Raw genomic sequence first — 21034 nt, 5'->3', positions numbered from 1 at the left:
CAAAAATCTCCGCCTGCCCACGCCCCCAAAACGCCCGCGCTGGCCAGGCGCGCGGCCCCTGCGGCTTCTTCCGGGCCATTGAACCAGCTGATGCGCTCGCCCTCAGGCTGCGCCTGTGGCGGCGCTTGCCCACGTTGCCAGCCGGCCACCTTGCAGCGAGAAGCCCGCCAAGAGTCCGGCCAGACGAGTGAACCGCTGGACACCCGCACGGCTGTTGAGACCGCGCAGCGCAGCGGCCAGGCCCTGCCCCAGGAGCTGCGGTCCTATTTCGAGCCACGCTTTGGCCAGGACTTCAGCCAGGTGCGGCTCCACACCGATGGCAAAGCGGCGCAGGCCGCACAAGGCATCCAGGCCAAGGCCTACACCACCGGGCAAAACATCGTGTTTGGCGCGGGCCAATACGCGCCCGACACCGAGGGTGGCAAACGGCTGCTGGCCCACGAGTTGACCCACATCGTTCAGCAAAACGGCCAACGCACCGGGCCCAGCAACATCGCCCGCGAGTTCTACGACATCGTGGATGCCGAGACCCAGGCCGAGGAAGAGATCAAGAACAAAAAGTGGAACAAGGCCTATGGCAAGAACCCTGCCACGGCCTATGGCGCCGAACGGGGCACCATTGGCGAGGACGTGACCTTCACCGGACAGGACAAGAAGCAGAAAACACGCCACCAGGCGGACCTGGAATCTGCCAGCGAAGCCGTCGGCCCCAACGGCCAAACCGGCACCCGCATGGACATGAGCAAGGCCTTGACCGACGCCGACGTGGAAGCGGTGATGACCGACCCCGGCTATGGGGACAAAGACCTGGCCCAGATCAAACAAGCCGCCACCGGCGCGGGCGAGCGCCTCACCGAGGCTTTCAGGGTGATGCAGATCGACACCCTGCAAGCGCAGGCCTTGTACCTGGCACACGCCGCCGTCGAGTCGCGCGGCCTGCGCTCGCTGACGGCCCAGGCCGACCCCGCCGTGGTGGGCCAATTCGCGGGCCGGGGGCCCTTGCAGATCACCTTCCGGCAGCAGTACATCAAAGCCCTGGCCTACCTGGACGAACAGGCCGAGCGGCTTGATTCGCAAGGCCAGACCGATGATGCGGCCCTGGCGCGGGCCACCTCCGCAGCCGTCAAGGCCAACCCGACCGCCGCCGCTGATCCGCAATACGCCTTCATCTTTTCCGCGGCGGCCATGCACGCCAGCGGCGGGGTGCAGGCCTCGACCGAGATGAGCGGCAAAACCGCCAACTTTGGTGGCACCGGCCCGGAAGACCGGTGGGAAACCGGTGGCGACAACTTCGACGCCAAGATCGCGCACTGGACGGGCGAGAAGGCCAAGGGCAACCCCGATGCCACCGAGCGCCTGGCCTTCTGGAACGGCGTCAAGCAGGCCGGCCAACGCAAGACCAAAGCTTATGAACGCGCGCTCGACATCTTGAAGAAGAATGTGGCAACCGAGGCCACCGTGCAACGCAAAGCCACCGTCAGCACGCCTGGTGATGCGTTGGAGCAAGAGGCTGACGCGGTCGCTGATCAGATCATGCGCATGGCCGACCCTGCCGCCATCAGCGCGGCCGGGCCGGTGATTCAACGTGAACCCAGCGCAGCCACGCCACCCACGGCCGATGGAAAAGACCCGGCCAAAACGGAGGCCAAGGCCGACCCCAAGCTGGAGGAAGCTGCCAAAAAGGCGGCAGACCACCCGCTCGTGGTCGGGCTCGTCAGCGACATCTACAAAGACTTGCGCTATGGCACAGACTTCTCAGCCGAAGAGCGCCAGAAATTCAAGCTCAAAGGCACCGAGTCCGCCTCGTATGGCGCCCTGTTCAGCGCCGCCATCCTGCCCAATGGGGGCGTCGGTGGGCTGCAGTATGGCGACAGCATCGGCAGCAACCTGTCCACCTTCGGCAAGTACCTCGACGCCATCGAACCCCTCACACCCAGCAACTCGATCAAAACCGACATCGTCAGCCGCATGGTCGGTTTACGGGTGGACGAATACCTGGGCAGCGACACCTTCACCAAGCGCCTCAAGGACAACTACCAGACGGTACTTTTCCTGGCCTGGATGGCACAGATTGGCATCCTCACCAAGGACCGCGCTGCACCGCCGAGCCCCGATGAAGGCGGCCTGGTCGATGAGACCTGGAACGCCGATTTGCTGCTGGCCAAGACCATGGTGGGTCTTATCTTCAAGGAAAAGCTCAAGGCGCCGGGCATCTTCGACGTCGGCCCACTGCTCACGCCCAGCCACCCCTACTATGCCCAAGACAGCTACTTTGGCGGCAACCTGCCCACCGGTCTGAACGTGGATGCAGCTTCGGGCCCCAACGGCGGCGACCTGCTGCACCTGGGCGGCACGGTCAACCTGGCCAAGCTGGTGGCGCCCAATGAGCAGAACAAGCTGGGCGCGGCCGACCTGGACGACCCTCGCAAGTACCGGGGCTGGCAAGGCAGCGTCTGGGGTGACTACCAGCGCCTGCGGCCCACGCCCGAGCTGGCCGACCAAGGCCGCGTGGCCGATGCGCGCTTCAGGGCTGGCGCCTTGTTCGGCAGCGAGGGCATGTTCATCCTGGCCGACGTTGGCGGGCACTACAGCGGGCCGCAGGCCAAGCAGCTCACGTCCATGTTCTTCACCGAAGGCCTGGCCTATGCGCCGGCTGAAGGGCCACTCAAGAAGGTCGGCTTCAAGGTCACCCACATGAGCTGGAAGGCCGAAGACAGCCTGGCCCCCAAGGATGCCAGTGGCACCCCCACGGCCGGCTCGGTCAACCGCGTGCAACCTTTCGGATCCTTCGATTTCAAACTGGGCGGGGGCAGTTCGCTGGCGGTGGGCGGCAGCGCGGGCATCACGGCCACCAGCGGCCAATCCGTGAACCTGTCGGACTGGCGTGGCGACATCTCGTACACCTACCTGGGCAAGGACGGCACCGCCGACAAGCCTGCTTTCCGCATTGAACTGTCGGGCTCCGGCAGCCAGCTTGATTACTTCAACAACCAGTCACCCATGCTCTATGGCGTGAGGGGCAAGGTGCAGATCGACAGCGTGTTCTACGGCGCCCAGGTCAACACCGGCGCTGACAAGATCGACCCAGGCCGGGCCGCGCAGATGGGCGACCCGCATGGTGGCGAAGGCCCGGCCCAAATCTCGGGCGGCAACAGTGTTCTGATCGTGATCGGCGTGCTGCAGTGAGCCGCACGCATCCATCGGCAGCCCAGCCCTTCAAAGGTCAAACACCTTGCCCGGGTTCATCACGTTGTTGGGGTCGAACACGAGCTTGACGGCTTTCATGTAGGCCAGCTCCTCCGGCGATCGGCTGTAGCCCAGGTAGGGTTTTTTGGTCAGGCCCACGCCATGCTCGGCCGACACCGATCCCTCGTACCGTGCCACCGTTTCGAAGATCTGCGTGTTCACGGTGGCGCACCTGGCAAAGAAATCCTCCTTGGCCATGTCGTCAGGCTTGAGGATGTTCAGGTGCACATTGCCATCGCCGATGTGGCCGAACCAGACGACTCGGAAGTCGGGGTACTGCTCGGCCACGATGCCATCGATCTCGGCGATGAACGCCGGCACATGCTGGATCAGCACCGACAAGTCGTTTTTATACGGCGTGTAGTGCGAGATGGTTTCAGAAATGCCTTCGCGCAAACGCCAAAGCGATTTGGCCTGCGTCTGGTTCTGGCTCATCACGCCATCGACCACCCAGCCCTGTTCCACGCAGGACTCGAACAAGGCCATGGCCTCGTCCACCACCTTCTCGCTGGATGCCTCGAACTCCAGCAAGGCGTAAAACGGCGTGGCTGCATTGAAAGGCCGTGGCACGCCCTGGTGCTTGGTCACCAGTTGCACCGACAACTCCGAGAAGAACTCAAAGGCCGTCAGGTCCAGCTGCTTCTGAAACGCCGCCAGCACCTTCATCACCGCGGCGAAGTCGGGTGTGCCCAGCACCATCACGCGCAAATCACGCGGCGCCCGGTCGAGCTTCATCATCGCCTCGACCACGAAACCCAGCGTGCCTTCCGCTCCGATGAACAATTGGCGCAAATCGTAGCCGGTGGCGTTCTTCACCATGCCCTTGTTCAGGTCCAGCACATCGCCCTTGCCAGTGACCACCTTCAGGCCCAGCACCCAGTTGCGCGTCATGCCGTATTTGATGACCTTGATACCCCCCGCGTTGGTGCCGATGTTGCCGCCCAGTTGCGACGAGCCGGCGCTGGCAAAGTCCACCGGGTAGTACAGCCCCTGCTCTTCGGCAAATGCTTGCAACTGAGCCGTGACAACACCCGCCTGAAGCCGCACCAAGCGGTCTTCCGGCATGAATTCGATGATGCGGTTCATGCGGTCAAAGCTGACCACCACTTCGCCTTCAGCGGCCACGGCTGCCGCCGACAAACCCGTGCGCCCGCCAGAGGGCACCAGGGCCAGTTGCAACTCGTTGGCCAGGCGCACGATGGCCTGAACCTCTTCAATGCTCGACGGAAACACGATGGCCAAAGGGGCCGGGGTGCGCACCTTGGTCCAGTCGCAACCCCAGTGTTTGAGGCTGTCGGGGTCGGTCTTCACATGGCTTTCGCCCACGATCCCATGGAGCCGGGCAAGGATGTCGTCGGGTGCTGTCGGCATGACCATTCTTTCAGTGGAAAATCCTCATCATGGTAGCGTCTGGCTGATCAACACTCACCACATGAAGGATTCAGGCATGCAGCAGCTTTCGCTCGACAAGGACAAGATTCGCTTTCTGCTGCTGGAGGGTGTGCACCAGAACGCCTTGGATGTGTTGCACAAGAACGGTTACACCAACATCGAATACCTCAAGACCGCCCTTGACGAATCGGCCTTGCTGGAGAGGGTGCGAGATGTGCATTTTCTGGGCATCCGTTCGCGAACCCAGGTGACGCCCGCCGTGCTGGAAGCGGCCAACAAGCTGGTGTCCATCGGTTGTTTCTGCATCGGCACCAACCAGGTCGCGCTGCAGCACGCCATGCGCAAGGGGGTGCCGGTTTTCAACGCGCCTTACTCCAACACCCGCTCGGTGGCCGAACTGGTGCTGGGCCAGTTGATCTTGCTGCTGCGGGGCATCCCGCAGAAGAACGCGCTGGTGCACCGTGGCGGTTGGAGCAAATCGGCCGAAGGCTCTTGGGAGGCACGCGGCAAGACCCTGGGCATCGTGGGCTACGGCAACATTGGTTCGCAACTGTCGGTGCTGGCCGAATCGCTGGGCATGCAGGTGGTGTATTACGACACCGTCACCAAACTGCCCCTGGGCAATGCGCGCCAACTCGGCAGCCTGAGTGAGTTGCTCAGCGTGGCCGACGTGGTCACCCTGCACGTGCCTGAACTACCCTCCACGCAAAACATGATGCGCGCCGAACACTTCGCCAAGATGAAGCGTGGCGCCATCTTCATGAACGCCGCGCGCGGCACCTGTGTCGACATTGATGCCCTGGCCGACAGCCTGAAAAGTGAGCATCTCGGTGGCGCGGCCATTGACGTCTTTCCGGTTGAACCGAAGGCGAACGATGAAGAGTTTCAATCGCCCTTGCGTGCGTTCGACAATGTGATCCTGACGCCGCACATCGGTGGATCCACGCTGGAGGCCCAAGCCAACATCGGGCTGGAAGTGGCCGAAAAATTCGTGCGCTATTCAGATTGCGGCACCACGCTGTCGGCCGTCAACTTCCCAGAGGTGTCCATGCCGCTGGGCGCGGGCAAGCACCGCTTGCTGCACATCCACGAGAACGTGCCGGGCGTGCTGTCCAATGTGAACAAGGTATTCGCCGAAAACAACATCAATATCTCAGCTCAAAGCCTGATGACCAACGAGGCCATCGGCTACCTGGTGATGGACGTGGACGCCGCCTATTCAGAAGTGGCGCTGCAGAAAATCCAGAACATTCCAGGCACGATCCGCAGCCGCGTTTTGTACTGATTCAGAAAGCCCTGGGCCGGCATGCTGATTGCCAGATTTTGCCTGTGTCCACTTCCATCAAAGGAGAACATCATGGCAAGGTATGGTGAAAAGGCATCTGAAAAGGTCGGCAAGGCCATGCACGAACTCAAAGCTGGCAAGCTGAAAAGCGGCACGTCGGGCAAGAAGGTGACCAGCCGGAAGCAGGCGATTGCGATTGGCTTGTCCGAGGCCAGGAAAGCCGGCGGCAAGGTGCCCAAGGATCGCTCCAAGACTCATTGAGCAACCCATGCGGCGGCGCTGAAGCATCCGCCGCTCCTTTCCGCGCTGTCGGCCACTCAATGGGTGCGCTGGCCCACAACCTGCTTATTGTTCGGCCAAGGGAAAAGCGCAGTTTGCATGACTCATAGCGGTGCAGCAGATATTCAATCTGCTGAGTCACTGCGTCCGTGCAAGCCGCTTTTCGAATAAACCTTGGAGAGCGCTCATATTTTGCGCGGCAGACCATGAACAATGAATCAGGGCTTCCCACTCGTTTGCACAACCTGGACGCATTGAGAGGTGCTGCTGCAGTATTCGTCGTGATATATCACCTGGCAACAGCCAAACTCTCGATCACTTTCGTGCCACATGGTTATCTGGCAGTTGACCTCTTTTTTATACTCAGTGGAATTGTCATCGCCCACGCTTACAGCCACAGACTGATATCAGGCATGGGGTTCTTTGATTTCGTGCGGGCACGCATTATCCGGCTCTATCCGCTCGCCGTGTCAGGCGCTGCCCTGGGGCTTGCCGTCTTGCTTTTGAAATACCTGGTTTCGCCAGGAAAAGTTGAAACACTGCCGACGATTCTGGTGTCAAGTGGCCTCAACGCCTTACTGCTGCCATCGTTCTTCACGACGGACATCACCAAGTTCGTGGCGTTTCCTGGCAATGGGCCCCTCTGGAGCCTCTCGTTTGAGGTGATCATCAACCTGATCTGGGCGTCCTGCCTGGTCAAGGCAAGAACGTCCATCTTGTGTGCCATCACGGCTATCAGCGGGGCCTTGTACGCGGCCGCGGTGATGAACTTTGGCAACGCCAACCTGGGCTGGGATTCCCTAACTTACCTGGCAGGTTTCCCAAGGGTCACGTTTGGCTTTTTAACCGGCGTGCTGATACACAGATTTCGCACATCCAATGAAAATAAAGCGGGGTTGACCGGCGGGATGCTGTGTGCACTTTTAGCGGGTATTCTTCTCATGCCGCACAATCTGCTGTGGGACCTGGTCAGTATTTTCATACTGCTTCCACTCTTGGCATATTTTGGAAGTGGTCCGAGCCAAGTGAAAACCAGTGCGGGCACATTCTTGGGCGATTTGTCATACCCCTTGTATGTGTTGCACTTTCCGATTCTGCTCATCACTTCGGGCATCAAGCAAACCATGAACCAAAATGGACACAGCCCTGTGCTGGTCGTGATTGCGCTGTCCATCACCGCAGTCTTGTCGTGGCTGATGCTCAAGCAGTTTGACGAACCGGTGAGAAAAGCGTGGTCAAAACGGTGGCAAAAGCAAGCCTCGCATGCGCAACAAGCCGCGGTCATCGACGATGGAGAGACCGCGGAGCCGCCTCTTCGGGGTTGAACCTGTTTCCGCAGGTTGTGGCCGATATGGGCCCGGAAACGGAAAAGCCGGTAAGTCGCTACAACAACTTACCGGCTTTCCGGGGCTACCAATTTGGTAGGCGCGATTGGACTCGAACCAACGACCCCCACCATGTCAAGGTGGTGCTCTAACCAGCTGAGCTACGCGCCTTCAAGACCGCTACTATAGCATGACTTTTTTCTATTTTCGCCGCGCCTTCAAAACACCGTTCACTTGTGCAACACGCGCGAGCACCGGACCCAGCCTGGCCGTGTCCGAGGTCTGCACCGTGAGGGTGATGGTGGTGTGATCACGCTGAGTCTGGCTGTTCATGGCCACCACATGGGTCTTGCCTTGCGCCAGGGCATCACACACATCCCGCAGCAGGCCTGGACGGTCGTGCGCTTCCACCAACACGTCCACCGCGTAGTGCGCGCTCTGCGCGGCCGCATGCTGGCCCCAGGCAACGGGTATGACGCGCTCACCATGGCGCCCCGCCATCTGCCGGAAATTGCTGCAGTCAGAGCGGTGCACAGCCACGCCCTTGCCCCGCGTCACGTAGCCGCCAATCGCATCAGGCGGCGCGGGTTTGCAACAGCGGGCCAACTGCGTCAACAGTGAATCCATGCCCACCACCAGCACGCCCCGACCATTGCCGCTGCGGTCCAGCTCGGCCTCACTGCGCGCAATGCGTTGGGCCACCACCTGATCCGGGTCTTGCTCGGGCGCGGCGGGGCGCAGCAGCTGCTCGATGTTGCGCAGCGAGAATTCATCTTTGCCCACCACATCGAACAAGGCATCGGCACTGCGGAAGCCCAGGTCCGCGGCCAAGTCTTCCAGCTTGACCGCAGTTTTGCCTTCGCGCTGCAATAACTTCTCAACCAGCTCACGGCCTTTCGCAATGGTGCTTTGCTGGGCCAGCGCGTTGAACCAGGCGCGCACCTTGGCACGCGCCCGGGGGCTGCGGACATAGCCCAGGTCCTGGTTCAGCCAGTCCAGCGATGGCCCACCCTCTCTGGCCGACACGATCTCGATCGTCTGGCCGCTTTGCAAGGCCGTGTTCAAGGGCACCATGACCCCATCAACCTTTGCACCCCGGCAACGGTGCCCCAGGTCGGTGTGCAGCGTGTAGGCAAAGTCCACCGGCGTGGCGCCATGCACCAGGTCGATGATCTTGCCGTCGGGCGTGAACACGTAGATGCGGTCGTCGAAGTAGCCGTGGCCGGCTGGGCCGCCACCTTCGGTCTCGTCGGCCGCGGCCAGGTCGCGCTCCCAGGCCAGCAGTTGGCGCAGCACGGTCTTGCGGGCCGCCGCCACGCGGCTTTCGAATTCACCGACCACCTGCACGCCAGCGTAGCCTTTGGCGCCCGCCTCTTTGTAAGCCCAGTGGGCCGCCACGCCGCTGTCGGCGTGCTCATGCATGGCCAAACTGCGAATCTGGATCTCGATGGGCTTGCCGTCATCGCCCAGCACCACCGTGTGCAGTGATTGGTAGCCATTGGGCTTGGGGCGGGCGATGTAGTCAGAGAAGTGATCGGGCATGGGGCGCCAGATCTCGTGGGCCCGGCTCAGCGCCGCATAGCAGGCTGGGATGTCGGCCACGATGACGCGCAAAGCGCGCACATCGAACACGCGGTCGATGGACAAGCCTTTGCCCTGCATCTTCTTCCAGATGCTGTACAGGTGTTTGGGGCGACCCTGAACCTGGGCTTGCAGGCCGGCTTGAGCCAGGGCCTCGGCCAGTGTGCGGCGCACCTGCTCCACATCGCGCTCACGCTCCAGCCGCTTTTCGTCGAGCGAGCGCGCGATCGAGCGGTAGGTGTCGGGCATCAGGAACCGGAAGGACAGGTCTTCCATCTCCCATTTGATCTGGCCGATGCCCAGGCGGCTGGCCAGCGGGGCGAACACCTGCATGGACTCGCGTGCCAAAGCCTTGGGGCACGGTAGTTTGGTCTCGGCATAGTGGCGCAGCGTCTGAAGCCGCGATGCCAGGCGCATCAGCACCACGCGCAAATCACGCGAGAAGGCCAGCAGCATCTTGCGGATGCGTTCGACCTGTTCGGCGCGCAAGGGGCCATCGGTGTCGTCCCCCAGCGAGTCGCGCGCATTGCGCTGGATCTGCACCAGCTTGCGCGTGTGGGCCACCAGGGCGGCAGCATCGGGGCCAAAGGCCCGGCCAATGACCTCATCAGGCGGGGTCAGGTACTCGCTGGCGTAGACCAGGTAAGCCGCCGCGCGCAGTGAAGGTGGCGCCCCAATGCCCAGCAGAATTTGCGAGACGCCATCGGCATGTGCCAGGGCGTTCTCGCCCGTGTCGAACAATTGCCCGGCCAGCAAGGGCTCGGCAAACGCCCTGGCGCGGGCCAAGGCGTGGGCGGCGCTGCCATCCTGCTCTGGCAGGCTCAGGTCGACCAAATCAACAATGGCCGCGTGAGGCGCGTCAAGAATCCCTGTCTTCATGCCAACAAGAAGTCCTTGATGGTGGCGATCTGGTCAGCGGCGATCAGGGTGGGCGCGTGGCCCACGCCTTCGAACTCAACCAAACGTGCCTTGGGGCCGCGCTGGGTCATGCTCAGGGCAGTCTCATGGTCCAACAAGTCGGAGTTTTTGCCGCGCAGCAACAGCACCTCGCATTTCAGGCCATCGTAGACACTCCACAGGGCGGCTTCGCCACTGGTGGCGGCATCGGCCGACATGGTCTTGAAGGGCTCGGCAATGGCCGGGTCGTAATGCAACTGCCAGCCCTGGCCATCGGCAGCAGGGCGAAGCAAAGGCAGCGACAAAGCCAGCCACTGCTCGGGCGTGTGCGGGCCAAAGCCGGTGGAGATGGTCCACAAATAGTCGGCCGCCTCTTGCTCCGTGGCAAAGCGCTTGGGCTGCCCCAGGTACTCGCCAATGCGCACCAGGGCATCGTGGCGCAACCTTGGCCCCACGTCATTGAGCACCATCTTGCGAACACGCACGCCGGTCACTTCGGGCGGCAAGCTGGAAAAGCCCAGGCCGATCAAGCCGCCCATGGAGGTGCCCACCCAGTCGATGTCCATGGGGCTGGGGGCCTTGAGCGAAGTGCGCAACTGCTGCACCAACGCCACCATGTCGGACACATAGGAAAAGACCTGGTACCCGGAAGGTGTGGCCAACCAGTCGGAATGCCCACGCCCGACCACATCGGGGCAAATCACGCGGTAGTGGCCGCTCAACGACCGGGCCAAGGCGTCGAAGTCACGGCCCTGGCGGCTTAAACCATGCACGCAGATCAAAATCCGGGGATTGGCTTCGTCACCCCACGACCAGTAAGCCATGCGGTGGGTTTGAGCATCGGTCTTGCTTGCGCCTGGGCACACCACGTGGTTCAAAGTGGGGCTGGTGAGATTGTTGTGATCCGGGGTGGTCATGGCAGTGCCTCGGCAGATAATTGGATTCGGTACGACATTGTGTTTGTTCTTGCCACAGGAGGCCTGAATGTTGAATGGAAAAACCGCCCTCGTCACTGGATCGACCAGCGGCATAGGTTTGGGCATGGCGAATCAACTGGCCGCCCAAGGCGCCAACGTCATTCTGAACGGCTTTGGCGATGTTGATGCGCCCAAGGCCGAAGTGTTGGCCGCTGGCAAAGCACACGGCATCCGGGTGGGTTACCACGGGGCCGACATGAGCAAGCCAGCCGAGATCGAGGCCATGATGGCTTACGCCACCGCAGAGTTTGGTGGCGTGGACATCCTGGTCAACAACGCCGGCATCCAGCACGTGGCCAATGTCGAGGACTTTCCGGTCGAGAAATGGGACGCCATCATCGCCATCAACCTCAGTTCGGCGTTCCACACCATGCGCCTGGCGGTGCCGGCCATGCGGGCCAAAAACTGGGGGCGCATCATCAACGTCGCTTCGGCCCATGGCCTGGTGGCCTCGGCAGGCAAATCGGCCTACGTGGCGGCCAAGCACGGCCTGGTCGGTCTGACCAAGTCGGTCGCGCTTGAGACCGCCACCACCGGCGTCACAGTCAACGCCATTTGCCCCGGCTGGGTGTTGACACCGTTGGTGCAAAAACAGATCGAGGCCAAGGCCGAGCGCGAAGGTGTCAGTGTTGAAGACGCCCAACGCGGCCTGCTGGGTGAAAAACAGCCCTCCCTGCAGTTCGTGACGCCCGCCCAGCTGGGTGATTTGGCGGTGTTCTTGTGCTCATCGGCTGGCGACAATGTGCGCGGCGTGGCCTGGAACATGGACGGCGGCTGGTTGGCGCAATAAGCCCGATGGCCGCTCTGGCAGGCGCCGCCCTGCCCGCCCAATGGGCACACCGGGACAACTTTGTCATTCTGGAAGCCGGCTTTGGCCAGGGCCAGCGTTTTTTGAACACCTGGGCCGCCTGGCGGGCCGATCCGAACCGGTGCCAGCGCCTGTTCTACATTGCCGTGGCCGCTCAACTGCCCCGGCAGTTGCCCTTGAGCAAATTCTCTGAAACGCCATCCTTGGCCGACAGATTGGCCCAAAGCTGGCCCGTGTTGACGCCCGGCATGCACACGCTGGTGTTCGATGAAGGCCCCGCCAGCCAGGTCACTTTGCTGCTGGCCGCGGGAGAAGCCGCCGATCTGGTGCCTCAAATGGTGGCACGGGTGGATGCCTTCTTGTTGGAGGATGTGCCCCCTGCCCCCTTGGCACCCAACGGCGATGAGGGCTGGCTGTCGCGTTTGGCACGCCTGGCCGCCCCAGGATGCACCGCCGTTGCTTGCGGCGAATCCGCGCAGGTGATTGAAGGCTTGCGCCAGTCTGGCTTCAAAGCCGGGGGCATCCATGCGGCGCCTGCCACGGATCGGATGAACTTCCGCTTCGAGCCTCGTCACACCCCACCACCTTTGCCCGGTGGTCTTCGGCCCACGGCAATCGGGCCAAAGCAGAGGCACGCCATGGTCATCGGCGCAGGCCTGGCAGGTTGTGCCGCCGCTTGGGCCTTGGCACGGCAAGGCTGGCGCATCACCTTGATCGATGCCCACGCGGCCCCGGCACGAGGGGCCTCGGGCAACCCGGGCGGCTTGTTCCACAGCATCATCCATGGTGAGGACGGCACCCACGCCCGAGCCCACCGCGCCGCCGCCATGCGCACAGTGGCCGTCGCTGCGCCCATGTTGGCGCAGAGCCGATTTGCGGGCGCATGCCAAGGGCTGCTCAGGCTGGACGCCCAGACCGATGCGGCGCAGGCGAAGTCGCAGGCCCATCGGCTGGGCCTGCCAGTCGAGCACGTGCAATGGCTTGACCAGGCACAGGCCCGTACCACGGCCCACATTCCAGCGCCCAGTGGTGGCTGGCTGTTTCGCCAGGGCGGCTGGTTGGAGCCTGCTGGCTACGCACAAGCACTGCTGGCCGATGCCCAAGCCCATGCCAATGTGGTTTTTCTGGCAGGGCAGGCCGTGCACCAACTGCAAGCAGCCACGCATGGCCAAAAGCCCTGGCAGGCGCTGGATACCCGAGGGGAAATCATCGCCGAGGCCCCTGTGGTGGTGCTGGCCAGCGCCGTGGACACGCTCACTTTGCTGAAGGCCTTGCCCCAGGCGGCACCCCTGCCTGTGTCACCCGTGCGGGGCCAGATCAGCAGCCTGCCTTTGCAGGATGGTGTCTTGGCACCGGCCATTCCGGTGGCGGGCGCCGGCTATGTCCTGCCTTCACATGGCGGCCGTTTGCTGTTTGGCGCCACCAGCGATCTTGATGACCTGGACCCAAGCTTGCGTGCCGCCGACCACGCGCACAACCTGGAACAAGCCACGCAATTGGGCTGCTTGTCGATGCTGGACAAGAAGGCCCTGTCAACTGACCTGCAAGGTCGGGTGGCCTGGCGTGCCGTCACGCCCGATCGCCTGCCGTATGTGGGCGCGCTGCCCTTGAACCTGGCAGACAGCGCCCAGCCAATCCCCGGGCAAAAATCACCCCGATTGGATCAACCACGGCTGATACCCCGGCTGTGCAATGAGCACGGCGGGGTTTACGTCATCACAGGATTTGGCTCCAGAGGCATCACCTGGGCGGCTCTGGCCGGTGAATTGCTGGCCTCGTGGGTCACGGGCAGTCCGTGCCCGGTCGAGGCGGCTTTGCGCGACGCGCTCGACCCTGCCCGCATCGTGACGCGGGCCAAAGCCAGGGCGCAAACCTCAGGCTGAGGCTTCGGCTTGAGGCGCCGCGCCGTTGTCGTCGCCAGATTCGGCGTTGTCGGGCGTGGCTTCGCCTTCGGCCGCGTCTTGATCGGCGTCGGGGGCACCAGCCTCACCCGTGCCACTGCGGCGTTGCTGGATCTTTTCTTCTTTTTTCTTCTTCTTGGCCAGCTCGCGCTGACGCTTTTCAAACTGATAGTTGGGTTTTGCCAATTTTGGTCCTCTGGCACCCGCTGTGGGCACCGCTGGGCAACATTGTCGTCGCAAAACCTGGCGCGCCGAGGTGGGTACACTGGCAGGCTGGAAAAATACTTGAGACATGAGCGACAAATTACGTCTGGACAAATGGCTGTGGGCCGCGCGCTTTTACAAGACGCGCAGCCTGGCCGCTGACGACATTGACAAAGGCCGGGTGCAGGTCAACGAGATCGTGGCCAAGCCTTCGCGCGAGCTGAAGATCGGCGACCGGATCGACCTGCGCCAGGGCACATTGGTGCGCACCGTCATCGTCAAAACCCTCAGCAGCGTTCGCGGCGGTGCGCCCGTGGCCCAGACAATGTACGAAGAAACGCCCGACAGCATTGCCCGGCGCGAACGCCACGCCGAGGAGCGCCGCACCCAACCCGACCCCGCCCTGGCCATTGACCAAGGCCGCCCCACCAAGCGCGACCGGCGGCAATTGGCCGACTGGAACCGCTGGAGCGCTGGCGTCGACGATTAAAAATTTCTTGCAAGGGTCTTGAAACCCCGTCCGCCGCCCCGAGATCTGCTGGGCTTTGATTGACTCACCTCATTAATTCCAATAAACACCATGAGCGACACGCCTGCGAACGCCGAAAACCTTGATCCGGTCGATGCCGCCCCCGGCACCGCCGAGCCGCTTGAGTCCAGCATCGAGCAACAACTGGCCGAACTGCACGCCAAGCACACCGAAGTGTCGGACGCTTACCTGCGCGCCAAGGCCGAGGCCGAGAACACCCGCCGTCGTGCTGATGAAGAGATCTCCAAGGCGCGCAAGTTCGCGGTGGAATCCTTCGCCGATAGCCTGTTGCCCGTCAAGGACAGCCTGGAAGCCGCCATCGCCACGCAACTGTCCAAGCCCGACACGCCCATCGAAACTGTGATGGAGGGCGTTCAGGCCACCTTGCGCCAGTTGGGTGCGGCCCTGGAGCGCAACAAGGTGATCGAGATCAACCCCGCCAACGGCGCCAAGTTTGATCCGCATCAGCATCAAGCCATCAGCATGGTGCCCGCCGACCAGGAAGCCAATACCGTGGTGGGCGTGCTGCAAAAGGGTTACCTGATCAACGACCGCGTCCTGCGCCCGGCCTTGGTCACCGTGGCCGCGCCAAAGTAAAAACGTCTGGGTGCCTGGCGGCCGAAAAAGCGAAAAAACGCTTAAAAAACCGCCCAAAGGCCTTGAAATTCCCCGCAACAGACGCAAATGACGAACAACTGAATTTTGAAGTTTCCAAGGAGCTAGAACATGGGCAAGATCATCGGTATTGACTTGGGCACCACGAACTCGTGCGTGTCCATCATGGAAGGCAACACCCCTAAAGTGATCGAGAACAGCGAAGGTGCCCGCACCACGCCGTCGATCATCGCTTATCAAGAAGACGGCGAAGTGCTGGTTGGCGCATCCGCCAAGCGCCAGGCCGTCACCAATCCGCGCAACACGCTGTACGCCGTCAAGCGCCTGATTGGTCGCAAGTTCACTGAAAAAGAAGTCCAGAAGGACATCGAACTGATGCCCTACACCATCACGGCCGCCGACAACGGCGACGCCTGGGTGGAAGTGCGCGGCAAGAAGATGGCCCCGCCCCAGATCAGCGCTGACATCCTGCGCAAGATGAAGAAGACCGCCGAAGATTACCTCGGCGAAGAAGTGACCGAGGCCGTCATCACGGTGCCCGCGTATTTCAACGACGCACAGCGCCAAGCCACGAAGGACGCCGGCCGCATCGCCGGCCTGGACGTCAAGCGCATCATCAATGAACCCACGGCGGCTGCCCTGGCCTTCGGCCTGGACAAGACCAGCACCGGTGACCGCAAGATTGCCGTGTACGACTTGGGCGGCGGCACGTTTGACGTGTCCATCATCGAAATCGCCGACGTGGACGGCGAAAAGCAGTTCGAAGTGCTGTCGACCAACGGCGACACCTTCCTGGGCGGTGAAGACTTCGACCAGCGCATCATCGACTTCATCGTGGCCGAGTTCAAGAAGGAACAAGGCGTCGACCTGACCAAGGACGTGCTGGCCCTGCAACGCCTGAAGGAAGCCGCTGAAAAGGCCAAGATCGAGTTGTCGAACAGCTCGCAGACCGACGTCAACCTGCCCTACATCACGGCAGATGCCTCCGGCCCCAAGCACCTGAACATCAAGCTGACCCGCGCAAAGCTGGAGTCGCTGGTCGATGAGCTGATCGAACGCACGATCGCGCCTTGCCGCACCGCCATCAAGGACGCCGGTGTGAACGTGGCCGACATCCATGACGTGATCCTGGTCGGCGGCATGACCCGCATGCCCAAGGTGCAAGAGAAGGTCAAGGAGTTCTTCGGCAAGGATCCACGCAAGGACGTGAACCCCGACGAAGCGGTGGCCGTGGGCGCTGCCATCCAAGGCCAGGTGCTGGCCGGTGATCGCACCGACGTGCTGCTGCTGGACGTGACTCCGCTGTCGCTGGGCATCGAGACCATGGGCGGCGTGATGACCAAGATGATCGCCAAGAACACGACCATCCCGACCAAGTTTGCTCAAACCTTCTCGACCGCCGAAGACAGCCAGCCTGCCGTGACCATCAAGGTGTTCCAGGGCGAGCGCGAGCTGGCTTCGGGCAACAAGATGCTGGGCGAGTTCAACCTCGAAGGCATCCCGCCCGCACCGCGTGGCACGCCGCAAATTGAAGTGTCCTTCGACATTGACGCCAACGGCATCCTGCACGTGGGCGCCAAGGACAAGGGCACCGGCAAGGAAAACAAGATCACCATCAAGGCGAACTCGGGCCTGACCGAGGACGAAATCCAGAAGATGGTGAAGGATGCCGAGCTGAACGCCGTTGACGACAAGAAGAAGGTCGAACTGGTGCAGGCCAAGAACCAAGGCGATGCCATGGTTCACAGCGTGCGCAAGTCGCTGACGGAGTACGGCGACAAGCTGGACGCCGCTGAAAAGGAAAAGATCGAAGCCGCGATCAAGGAAGTTGACGAAGCCATCAAGGGCGACGACAAGGACGACATCGAGGCCAAGACCAACGCCCTGATGACCGCCAGCCAGAAGCTGGGCGAGAAGATGTATGCCGACATGCAGGCCGCCCAGGGTGCCGCAGGCGCAGCGCCAGGTGGCGCGGCCGAAGGTGGTGGTTCCGAAGCCCAGCCTGCCGACGACAATGTCGTGGACGCCGAGTTCAAGGAAGTCAAGAAAGACTGACGCCGCTCGTCGCGATACCGGGGCACAGTCGTGTGAGAGACAATCTCGCACCCCTGTGCCCCTTGTCACTCACAGCAGCAGCCTGAAAGCATCATGGCGAAACGCGATTACTACGAAGTTCTGGGACTCGCCAAAGGCGCCTCCGAGGAAGACATCAAGAAGGCCTACCGCAAGCTGGCCATGAAATATCACCCTGACCGCAATCAGGGGGACAAGACCAAGGACGCCGAGAACAAGTTCAAGGAGGCCAAGGAGGCCTACGAGATGCTCTCGGACGCCAAGAAGCGCGCGGCCTACGACCAGTTTGGCCATGCGGGCGTGGACCCCAACATGGGTGGCGGACGTGGCGGACCGGGCGCGGAAGGCTTTGGCGGCTTCGCCGATGCCTTCGGCGACATCTTTGGCGACATCTTCGGCCAGGGTGGCCAAGGTGGCGGACGGCGCGGCGGCGGACCTCAGGTCTATCGCGGCAGCGACCTGTCCTACGCGATGGAGATCACGCTGGAGGAAGCCGCCAGTGGCAAGGACACACAGATCCGCATCCCCAGTTGGGAAGACTGCGTCACCTGCAGCGGCACCGGCGCCAAACCCGGCACCAGCGCCAAGACCTGCCCCACCTGCAATGGCGCGGGCAATGTGCACATGCGCCAGGGCTTTTTCAGCGTGCAGCAAACCTGCCCGCACTGCCAGGGCACCGGCAAGGTCATCCCCGAGCCTTGCGTCACTTGCAACGGCCAAGGCCGTGTCAAGAAGACCAAGACGCTGGAAGTCAAGATCCCGGCGGGCATCAACGAAGGCATGCGCATCCGCTCGGCCGGCAATGGCGAGCCTGGCACCAATGGCGGCCCGGCTGGTGACCTGTACATCGAGATCCGTATCAAGCAGCACGAGATCTTCGAGCGCGATGGCGACGACCTGCACTGCAATGTGCCGATCCCGCTGACCTCTGCAGCCCTGGGCGGTTCGATCGAGGTGCCCACGCTGGGCGGCAAGGCCGAGATCGACATCCCCGAAGGCACGCAGCACGGCAAGACCTTCCGCCTGCGCGGCAAGGGCATCAAGGGCATCCGGGCCAGCTACCCGGGCGACCTGTACTGCCACATCGCGGTCGAGACACCCGTCAAGCTGACCGAGCACCAGCGCAAGCTGCTGAAGGAGCTGGACGAGTCCTTCAAAAAAGGCGGCGAGAAGCACTCACCCAACAGCAAAAGCTGGACCGATCGGGTGAAGAACATCTTCAAGTGACGTGAAGCAAAGCAAACCAAGGCACCCTCGGGTGCCTTTTTCAATGGCTCAGTGGTTCTGGCTGCTGCGGTGCGCCCACGCCGTGGTGCGCTTTTCTATCACCGAAAATAGCTCGTACATGGCCATGGCCATCGCCCCCACCACCATCAGCCCGCCAAACGCAAGACCCATCTGCATGGACGATCCGGCCGAGATCAACAGGTAGCCGATGCCTTCGTTCGAGGCCGTCATCTCGGACACGGTGGTGCCCACGAAAGCCAAGGTGATGGCCACCTTCAGCGAGCCATAGAAGTACGGCATGGAGCGTGGCAGGCCCACCTTGACCAGGACATCCCAACGGCGCGCGCCCAGCACCCGCAACACGTCTTCCAGCTCCGGCTCCAACGTGGCCAGGCCCGTCGCGATGTTGACCATGATCGGGAAAAAACTGATCAGGAACGCCGTCAACACCGCGGGCCCCACGCCAATGCCGAACCACACTACCAGGATTGGGATGAAGGCCGCCTTGGGCAGCGCATTGAAAGCCGTCATCAGCGGGTAGATCGCCGAATAAGCCAGGCGCGAGCTGCCCACCAGGAAGCCCAGCAGCACGCCCACCACGATGGCGATGCCAAACCCCACCATCGTCACCCAGAAGGTGCGCCAGGCATGTTTCAGGATCTCGGCGTGGAACTCGAGCAACTGCTGGGCAATGCGCACGGGGCTGGGGAAAATGTACTCGGACACCGAGAAGGCCGAGCAGACCGCCTGCCACAGCAGAAAAATGATCAGCAACAGGCCCCAGGGCGCCCAGCGCTCACGCTGCGATGAGGTCAAGACCATGGCCGTCATGGCGCAACCTCCGGTGAGGCTGCCATGGAGGCAGGCTTGCGCATGGCACCAATGTGCGCGCGCAACTCGTGCACTGTGTTGGTGAACTCCGGCGTGTAGGTCACCTCCAGGTCGCGTGGGCGAGGCAACTCGATCTCGCGCTTGGCCAGGATGCGGCCGGGGCTGCGGCTCATCACGTACACCGTGTCGGCCAGGAACACGGCTTCACGCAAGTCGTGGGTCACCAGGATGACATTGAAGCCACGCTGTGCTTGCAGGTCGCGCAAGGCACACCACAGCTCTTCGCGCGTGAACGCATCCAGGGCGCCAAAGGGCTCATCCAGCAGCAGCATCTTGGGCTCGTGGATGAGGGCCCTGCAGATGCTGGCGCGCTGCTGCATGCCTCCCGACAACTGCCAGGGAAATTTGTCTTCGTAGCCGCCCAAACCCACGCTTTGCAGCAAGGCCCGGGCCTTGGCTTCGTACTCGGTCCGCTTGGCGCGGAAGCTGGAGCGGTAGGGTTCGACGATCTCCAGCGGCAACAGCACGTTGTCCACGGTGGTCCGCCAAGGCAGCAGCGATGGCGCTTGAAACGCCATGCCAGTGATCTTTAAGGGGCCGGTCACGGGCTGGCCACCGATGGTGATGCTGCCGCGCGAGGGCATCTTCAGGCCAGTGGTCAATTTCATGAAAGTGGATTTGCCACAGCCCGAGGGGCCCACGATGGCCACGAACTCGCCTTCGCGGATGCGCAGGCTGACGTCTTCCACCGCGAATTGCTGCTGCGCCAGAAGCGCTTCGTTGTAAGCCAGCCAGACGTTTTTGAAATCGACAAAGGCGCTCATCGTGGATGGCTCGCTCACTTCTTGGCAGGCAGCACATTCAGCTCGGCGCTGGATGGCAAGTAGGCGGAGGTCCAGACGGCGTCGGGGTTCACACGTGATTTGGTGCTGTAGGCGTCGGCCACCTGAGAGGCCATCAAGGACAGGCGCGGCAACTTCACCTGGCCAAAGCCCTCGGCACGCGCATCCGGGCTGTTCACCACCTGGTCGATGGCCATCTTGAGCCGGCGCTTTTCAACCTCGACATTGATGATGCCGTCGCGGGCCTTGACCGCCTCGATGCTGGCGTCGGGGTTGGCCAGCACGTCCTTGATGCCTTTGGTGAACGCCAGCAAAAACGCCTTCACCGCCTCGGGGTTCTCTTTCAGGATGCGCGGCGAGGCGATGATGGCGTTGCCGTACAACTTCACCCCATATTGCGAATAGGGCAGCACCACGATGTCCTGAGGCTTGACGCCCCGCGCTTCCAGGTTCAGCATGGACGTGAATGAAAAACCGGTGATGGCATCGACATCGCCACGCACCAGCATGGTTTCGCGCAAGGCCGGGTCCATGCTGGTCCAGGTCACCGCCCCCACCTTGTTGGCTTTGGCAAAGATGGGCCAGGCCTTGCGGCCAGCGTCGAACACCGGGGCGCCCAGTTTCTTGCCTGCCAAGTCGGCCGGCGCTTTGATGCCCGATGTCTTGAGGGCAAACGCGGCGGCTGGCGTGTTGTTGTAAACCATCATGATGGCCACTGGTTTGTTCGGCGCATCCGGGTTGTTGGCGTGGAACTCCATCAGCGCGGCCATGTCGGCAAAGCCCAGGTCATAAGAGCCTGATGCCACCCGGGTGACCGTTCCGCCCGACCCGTTGCCGGCATCCACGCTCACGTCCAGGCCTGCTTGTTTGAAGTACCCCTTGGCCACTGGCTGCAAGAACAAGGCAGCAGGCCCCTCGAAGCGCCAATCGAGTTGGAATTTGATGGGGGTGGCGGCATGGCACAGGCTCACGCCAGCGATCTGGAGCAGGAGGACACGACGGAACAGCTTGGACAAAGTCAT

At 62.3% G+C, this 21034-nt stretch carries 17 protein-coding genes and 1 tRNA gene; 10 read left to right on the top strand and 8 right to left on the bottom strand.

The genetic code is table 11. The annotated features are described in order from the left end of the window. Positions 1-90: 90 nt before the first annotated feature. On the top strand, positions 91-3186 hold the full coding sequence (locus LQ232_RS13750) for a DUF4157 domain-containing protein (protein ID WP_230180916.1): 3096 nt from the start codon (positions 91-93) through the stop codon (positions 3184-3186). Between the two features lie 30 nt (positions 3187-3216). On the opposite strand, the gene LQ232_RS13745 is transcribed toward LQ232_RS13750, so the two are convergent. Next, positions 3217-4617 carry an FAD-binding oxidoreductase gene (locus tag LQ232_RS13745; RefSeq protein ID WP_230180915.1) on the bottom strand — a complete coding sequence of 467 codons (1401 nt, stop codon included), beginning with the start codon at positions 4615-4617 and terminating at the stop codon, positions 3217-3219. Between the two features lie 76 nt (positions 4618-4693). Between LQ232_RS13745 and serA the strand changes: the two genes are divergently transcribed. From serA to LQ232_RS13730, 3 genes are all read left to right on the top strand, one after another. Further along, positions 4694-5923, top strand: coding sequence for a phosphoglycerate dehydrogenase (gene serA, locus LQ232_RS13740; RefSeq protein WP_230180914.1), 1230 nt, complete (start codon positions 4694-4696; stop codon positions 5921-5923). A 21-nt stretch (positions 5924-5944) separates the two neighbouring features. Then, entirely contained in the window at positions 5945-6184 is a 240-nt protein-coding gene (locus LQ232_RS13735; RefSeq protein ID WP_230180913.1) for a DUF6496 domain-containing protein, read from the top strand. 224 nt (positions 6185-6408) lie between these two features. Continuing rightward, positions 6409-7527: an acyltransferase gene (locus tag LQ232_RS13730; RefSeq protein ID WP_230180912.1), complete on the top strand. Its 1119-nt coding sequence runs from the start codon at positions 6409-6411 to the stop codon at positions 7525-7527. 94 nt (positions 7528-7621) lie between these two features. Here LQ232_RS13730 and LQ232_RS13725 read toward each other — a convergent pair. The 3 genes from LQ232_RS13725 to LQ232_RS13715 form a co-directional block, all read right to left on the bottom strand. Then, positions 7622-7698 (bottom strand) — tRNA-Val (locus LQ232_RS13725). Between the two features lie 30 nt (positions 7699-7728). Beyond that, the gene (locus LQ232_RS13720; RefSeq protein ID WP_230180911.1) at positions 7729-9987 is read right to left on the bottom strand and encodes a bifunctional (p)ppGpp synthetase/guanosine-3',5'-bis(diphosphate) 3'-pyrophosphohydrolase; all 2259 of its coding nucleotides are present in this window, start codon (positions 9985-9987) and stop codon (positions 7729-7731) included. Continuing rightward, entirely contained in the window at positions 9984-10922 is a 939-nt protein-coding gene (locus LQ232_RS13715; protein ID WP_230180910.1) for an alpha/beta fold hydrolase, read from the bottom strand. The genes LQ232_RS13720 and LQ232_RS13715 overlap by 4 nt, the downstream gene beginning before the upstream one ends. A gap of 67 nt (positions 10923-10989) precedes the next feature. Here LQ232_RS13715 and LQ232_RS13710 point away from each other — a divergent pair, with 67 nt between their 5' ends. Both LQ232_RS13710 and mnmC read left to right on the top strand, forming a co-directional pair. Then, positions 10990-11772 carry a 3-hydroxybutyrate dehydrogenase gene (locus LQ232_RS13710; RefSeq protein WP_230180909.1) on the top strand — a complete coding sequence of 261 codons (783 nt, stop codon included), beginning with the start codon at positions 10990-10992 and terminating at the stop codon, positions 11770-11772. 5 nt (positions 11773-11777) lie between these two features. Then, positions 11778-13673, top strand: coding sequence for an FAD-dependent 5-carboxymethylaminomethyl-2-thiouridine(34) oxidoreductase MnmC (gene mnmC, locus LQ232_RS13705; protein ID WP_230180908.1), 1896 nt, complete (start codon positions 11778-11780; stop codon positions 13671-13673). On the opposite strand, the gene LQ232_RS13700 is transcribed toward mnmC, so the two are convergent. Beyond that, entirely contained in the window at positions 13665-13877 is a 213-nt protein-coding gene (locus LQ232_RS13700) for a hypothetical protein (protein WP_230180907.1), read from the bottom strand. The two genes, mnmC and LQ232_RS13700, sit on opposite strands and share 9 nt — an antisense overlap. Positions 13878-13983: 106 nt before the next feature. Here LQ232_RS13700 and LQ232_RS13695 point away from each other — a divergent pair, with 106 nt between their 5' ends. The 4 genes from LQ232_RS13695 (at position 13984) to dnaJ (ending at position 18339) form a co-directional block, all read left to right on the top strand. Beyond that, entirely contained in the window at positions 13984-14385 is a 402-nt protein-coding gene (locus LQ232_RS13695; RefSeq protein WP_230180906.1) for an RNA-binding S4 domain-containing protein, read from the top strand. Between the two features lie 90 nt (positions 14386-14475). Next, positions 14476-15021 carry a nucleotide exchange factor GrpE gene (gene grpE / locus LQ232_RS13690; RefSeq protein WP_230180905.1) on the top strand — a complete coding sequence of 182 codons (546 nt, stop codon included), beginning with the start codon at positions 14476-14478 and terminating at the stop codon, positions 15019-15021. Between the two features lie 129 nt (positions 15022-15150). Continuing rightward, a complete protein-coding gene (dnaK, locus tag LQ232_RS13685) occupies positions 15151-17094 on the top strand; it encodes a molecular chaperone DnaK (protein WP_230180904.1) in 1944 nt (647 codons plus the stop codon). A gap of 93 nt (positions 17095-17187) precedes the next feature. Then, positions 17188-18339 carry a molecular chaperone DnaJ gene (dnaJ, locus tag LQ232_RS13680; RefSeq protein WP_230180903.1) on the top strand — a complete coding sequence of 384 codons (1152 nt, stop codon included), beginning with the start codon at positions 17188-17190 and terminating at the stop codon, positions 18337-18339. 48 nt (positions 18340-18387) lie between these two features. On the opposite strand, the gene LQ232_RS13675 is transcribed toward dnaJ, so the two are convergent. From LQ232_RS13675 to LQ232_RS13665, 3 genes are read right to left on the bottom strand one after another with little or no spacing between them, the layout of a single operon-like run. Next, the gene (locus tag LQ232_RS13675) at positions 18388-19161 is read right to left on the bottom strand and encodes an ABC transporter permease (protein WP_230181597.1); all 774 of its coding nucleotides are present in this window, start codon (positions 19159-19161) and stop codon (positions 18388-18390) included. Positions 19162-19166: 5 nt separating this feature from the next. Further along, positions 19167-19994: an ABC transporter ATP-binding protein gene (locus tag LQ232_RS13670; RefSeq protein WP_230180902.1), complete on the bottom strand. Its 828-nt coding sequence runs from the start codon at positions 19992-19994 to the stop codon at positions 19167-19169. A 14-nt stretch (positions 19995-20008) separates the two neighbouring features. Beyond that, positions 20009-21034 carry an ABC transporter substrate-binding protein gene (locus LQ232_RS13665; RefSeq protein WP_230180901.1) on the bottom strand — a complete coding sequence of 342 codons (1026 nt, stop codon included), beginning with the start codon at positions 21032-21034 and terminating at the stop codon, positions 20009-20011.

Origin of the sequence: Aquabacterium sp. CECT 9606 (genome assembly GCF_918741295.1) — a bacterium.
Taxonomy (GTDB): domain Bacteria; phylum Pseudomonadota; class Gammaproteobacteria; order Burkholderiales; family Burkholderiaceae_C; genus Aquabacterium.
The sequence above is the reverse complement of the archived record's forward strand: the minus strand, read 5'-3'. Positions and strand labels throughout refer to the sequence as shown.

What these genes read in the sequence shown, in the direction of transcription:
- LQ232_RS13750 (WP_230180916.1), top strand. Translation starts at nt 91, where the DNA reads ATGCGCTCGCCCTCAGGCTGCGCCTGTGGCGGCGCTTGCCCACGTTGC.
- LQ232_RS13745 (WP_230180915.1), bottom strand. Translation starts at nt 4,617, where the DNA reads ATGCCGACAGCACCCGACGACATCCTTGCCCGGCTCCATGGGATCGTG.
- serA (WP_230180914.1), top strand. Translation starts at nt 4,694, where the DNA reads ATGCAGCAGCTTTCGCTCGACAAGGACAAGATTCGCTTTCTGCTGCTG.
- LQ232_RS13735 (WP_230180913.1), top strand. Translation starts at nt 5,945, where the DNA reads ATGCTGATTGCCAGATTTTGCCTGTGTCCACTTCCATCAAAGGAGAAC.
- LQ232_RS13730 (WP_230180912.1), top strand. Translation starts at nt 6,409, where the DNA reads ATGAACAATGAATCAGGGCTTCCCACTCGTTTGCACAACCTGGACGCA.
- LQ232_RS13720 (WP_230180911.1), bottom strand. Translation starts at nt 9,987, where the DNA reads ATGAAGACAGGGATTCTTGACGCGCCTCACGCGGCCATTGTTGATTTG.
- LQ232_RS13715 (WP_230180910.1), bottom strand. Translation starts at nt 10,922, where the DNA reads ATGACCACCCCGGATCACAACAATCTCACCAGCCCCACTTTGAACCAC.
- LQ232_RS13710 (WP_230180909.1), top strand. Translation starts at nt 10,990, where the DNA reads ATGTTGAATGGAAAAACCGCCCTCGTCACTGGATCGACCAGCGGCATA.
- mnmC (WP_230180908.1), top strand. Translation starts at nt 11,778, where the DNA reads ATGGCCGCTCTGGCAGGCGCCGCCCTGCCCGCCCAATGGGCACACCGG.
- LQ232_RS13695 (WP_230180906.1), top strand. Translation starts at nt 13,984, where the DNA reads ATGAGCGACAAATTACGTCTGGACAAATGGCTGTGGGCCGCGCGCTTT.
- grpE (WP_230180905.1), top strand. Translation starts at nt 14,476, where the DNA reads ATGAGCGACACGCCTGCGAACGCCGAAAACCTTGATCCGGTCGATGCC.
- dnaK (WP_230180904.1), top strand. Translation starts at nt 15,151, where the DNA reads ATGGGCAAGATCATCGGTATTGACTTGGGCACCACGAACTCGTGCGTG.
- dnaJ (WP_230180903.1), top strand. Translation starts at nt 17,188, where the DNA reads ATGGCGAAACGCGATTACTACGAAGTTCTGGGACTCGCCAAAGGCGCC.
- LQ232_RS13675 (WP_230181597.1), bottom strand. Translation starts at nt 19,161, where the DNA reads ATGGTCTTGACCTCATCGCAGCGTGAGCGCTGGGCGCCCTGGGGCCTG.
- LQ232_RS13670 (WP_230180902.1), bottom strand. Translation starts at nt 19,994, where the DNA reads ATGAGCGCCTTTGTCGATTTCAAAAACGTCTGGCTGGCTTACAACGAA.
- LQ232_RS13665 (WP_230180901.1), bottom strand. Translation starts at nt 21,034, where the DNA reads ATGACTTTGTCCAAGCTGTTCCGTCGTGTCCTCCTGCTCCAGATCGCT.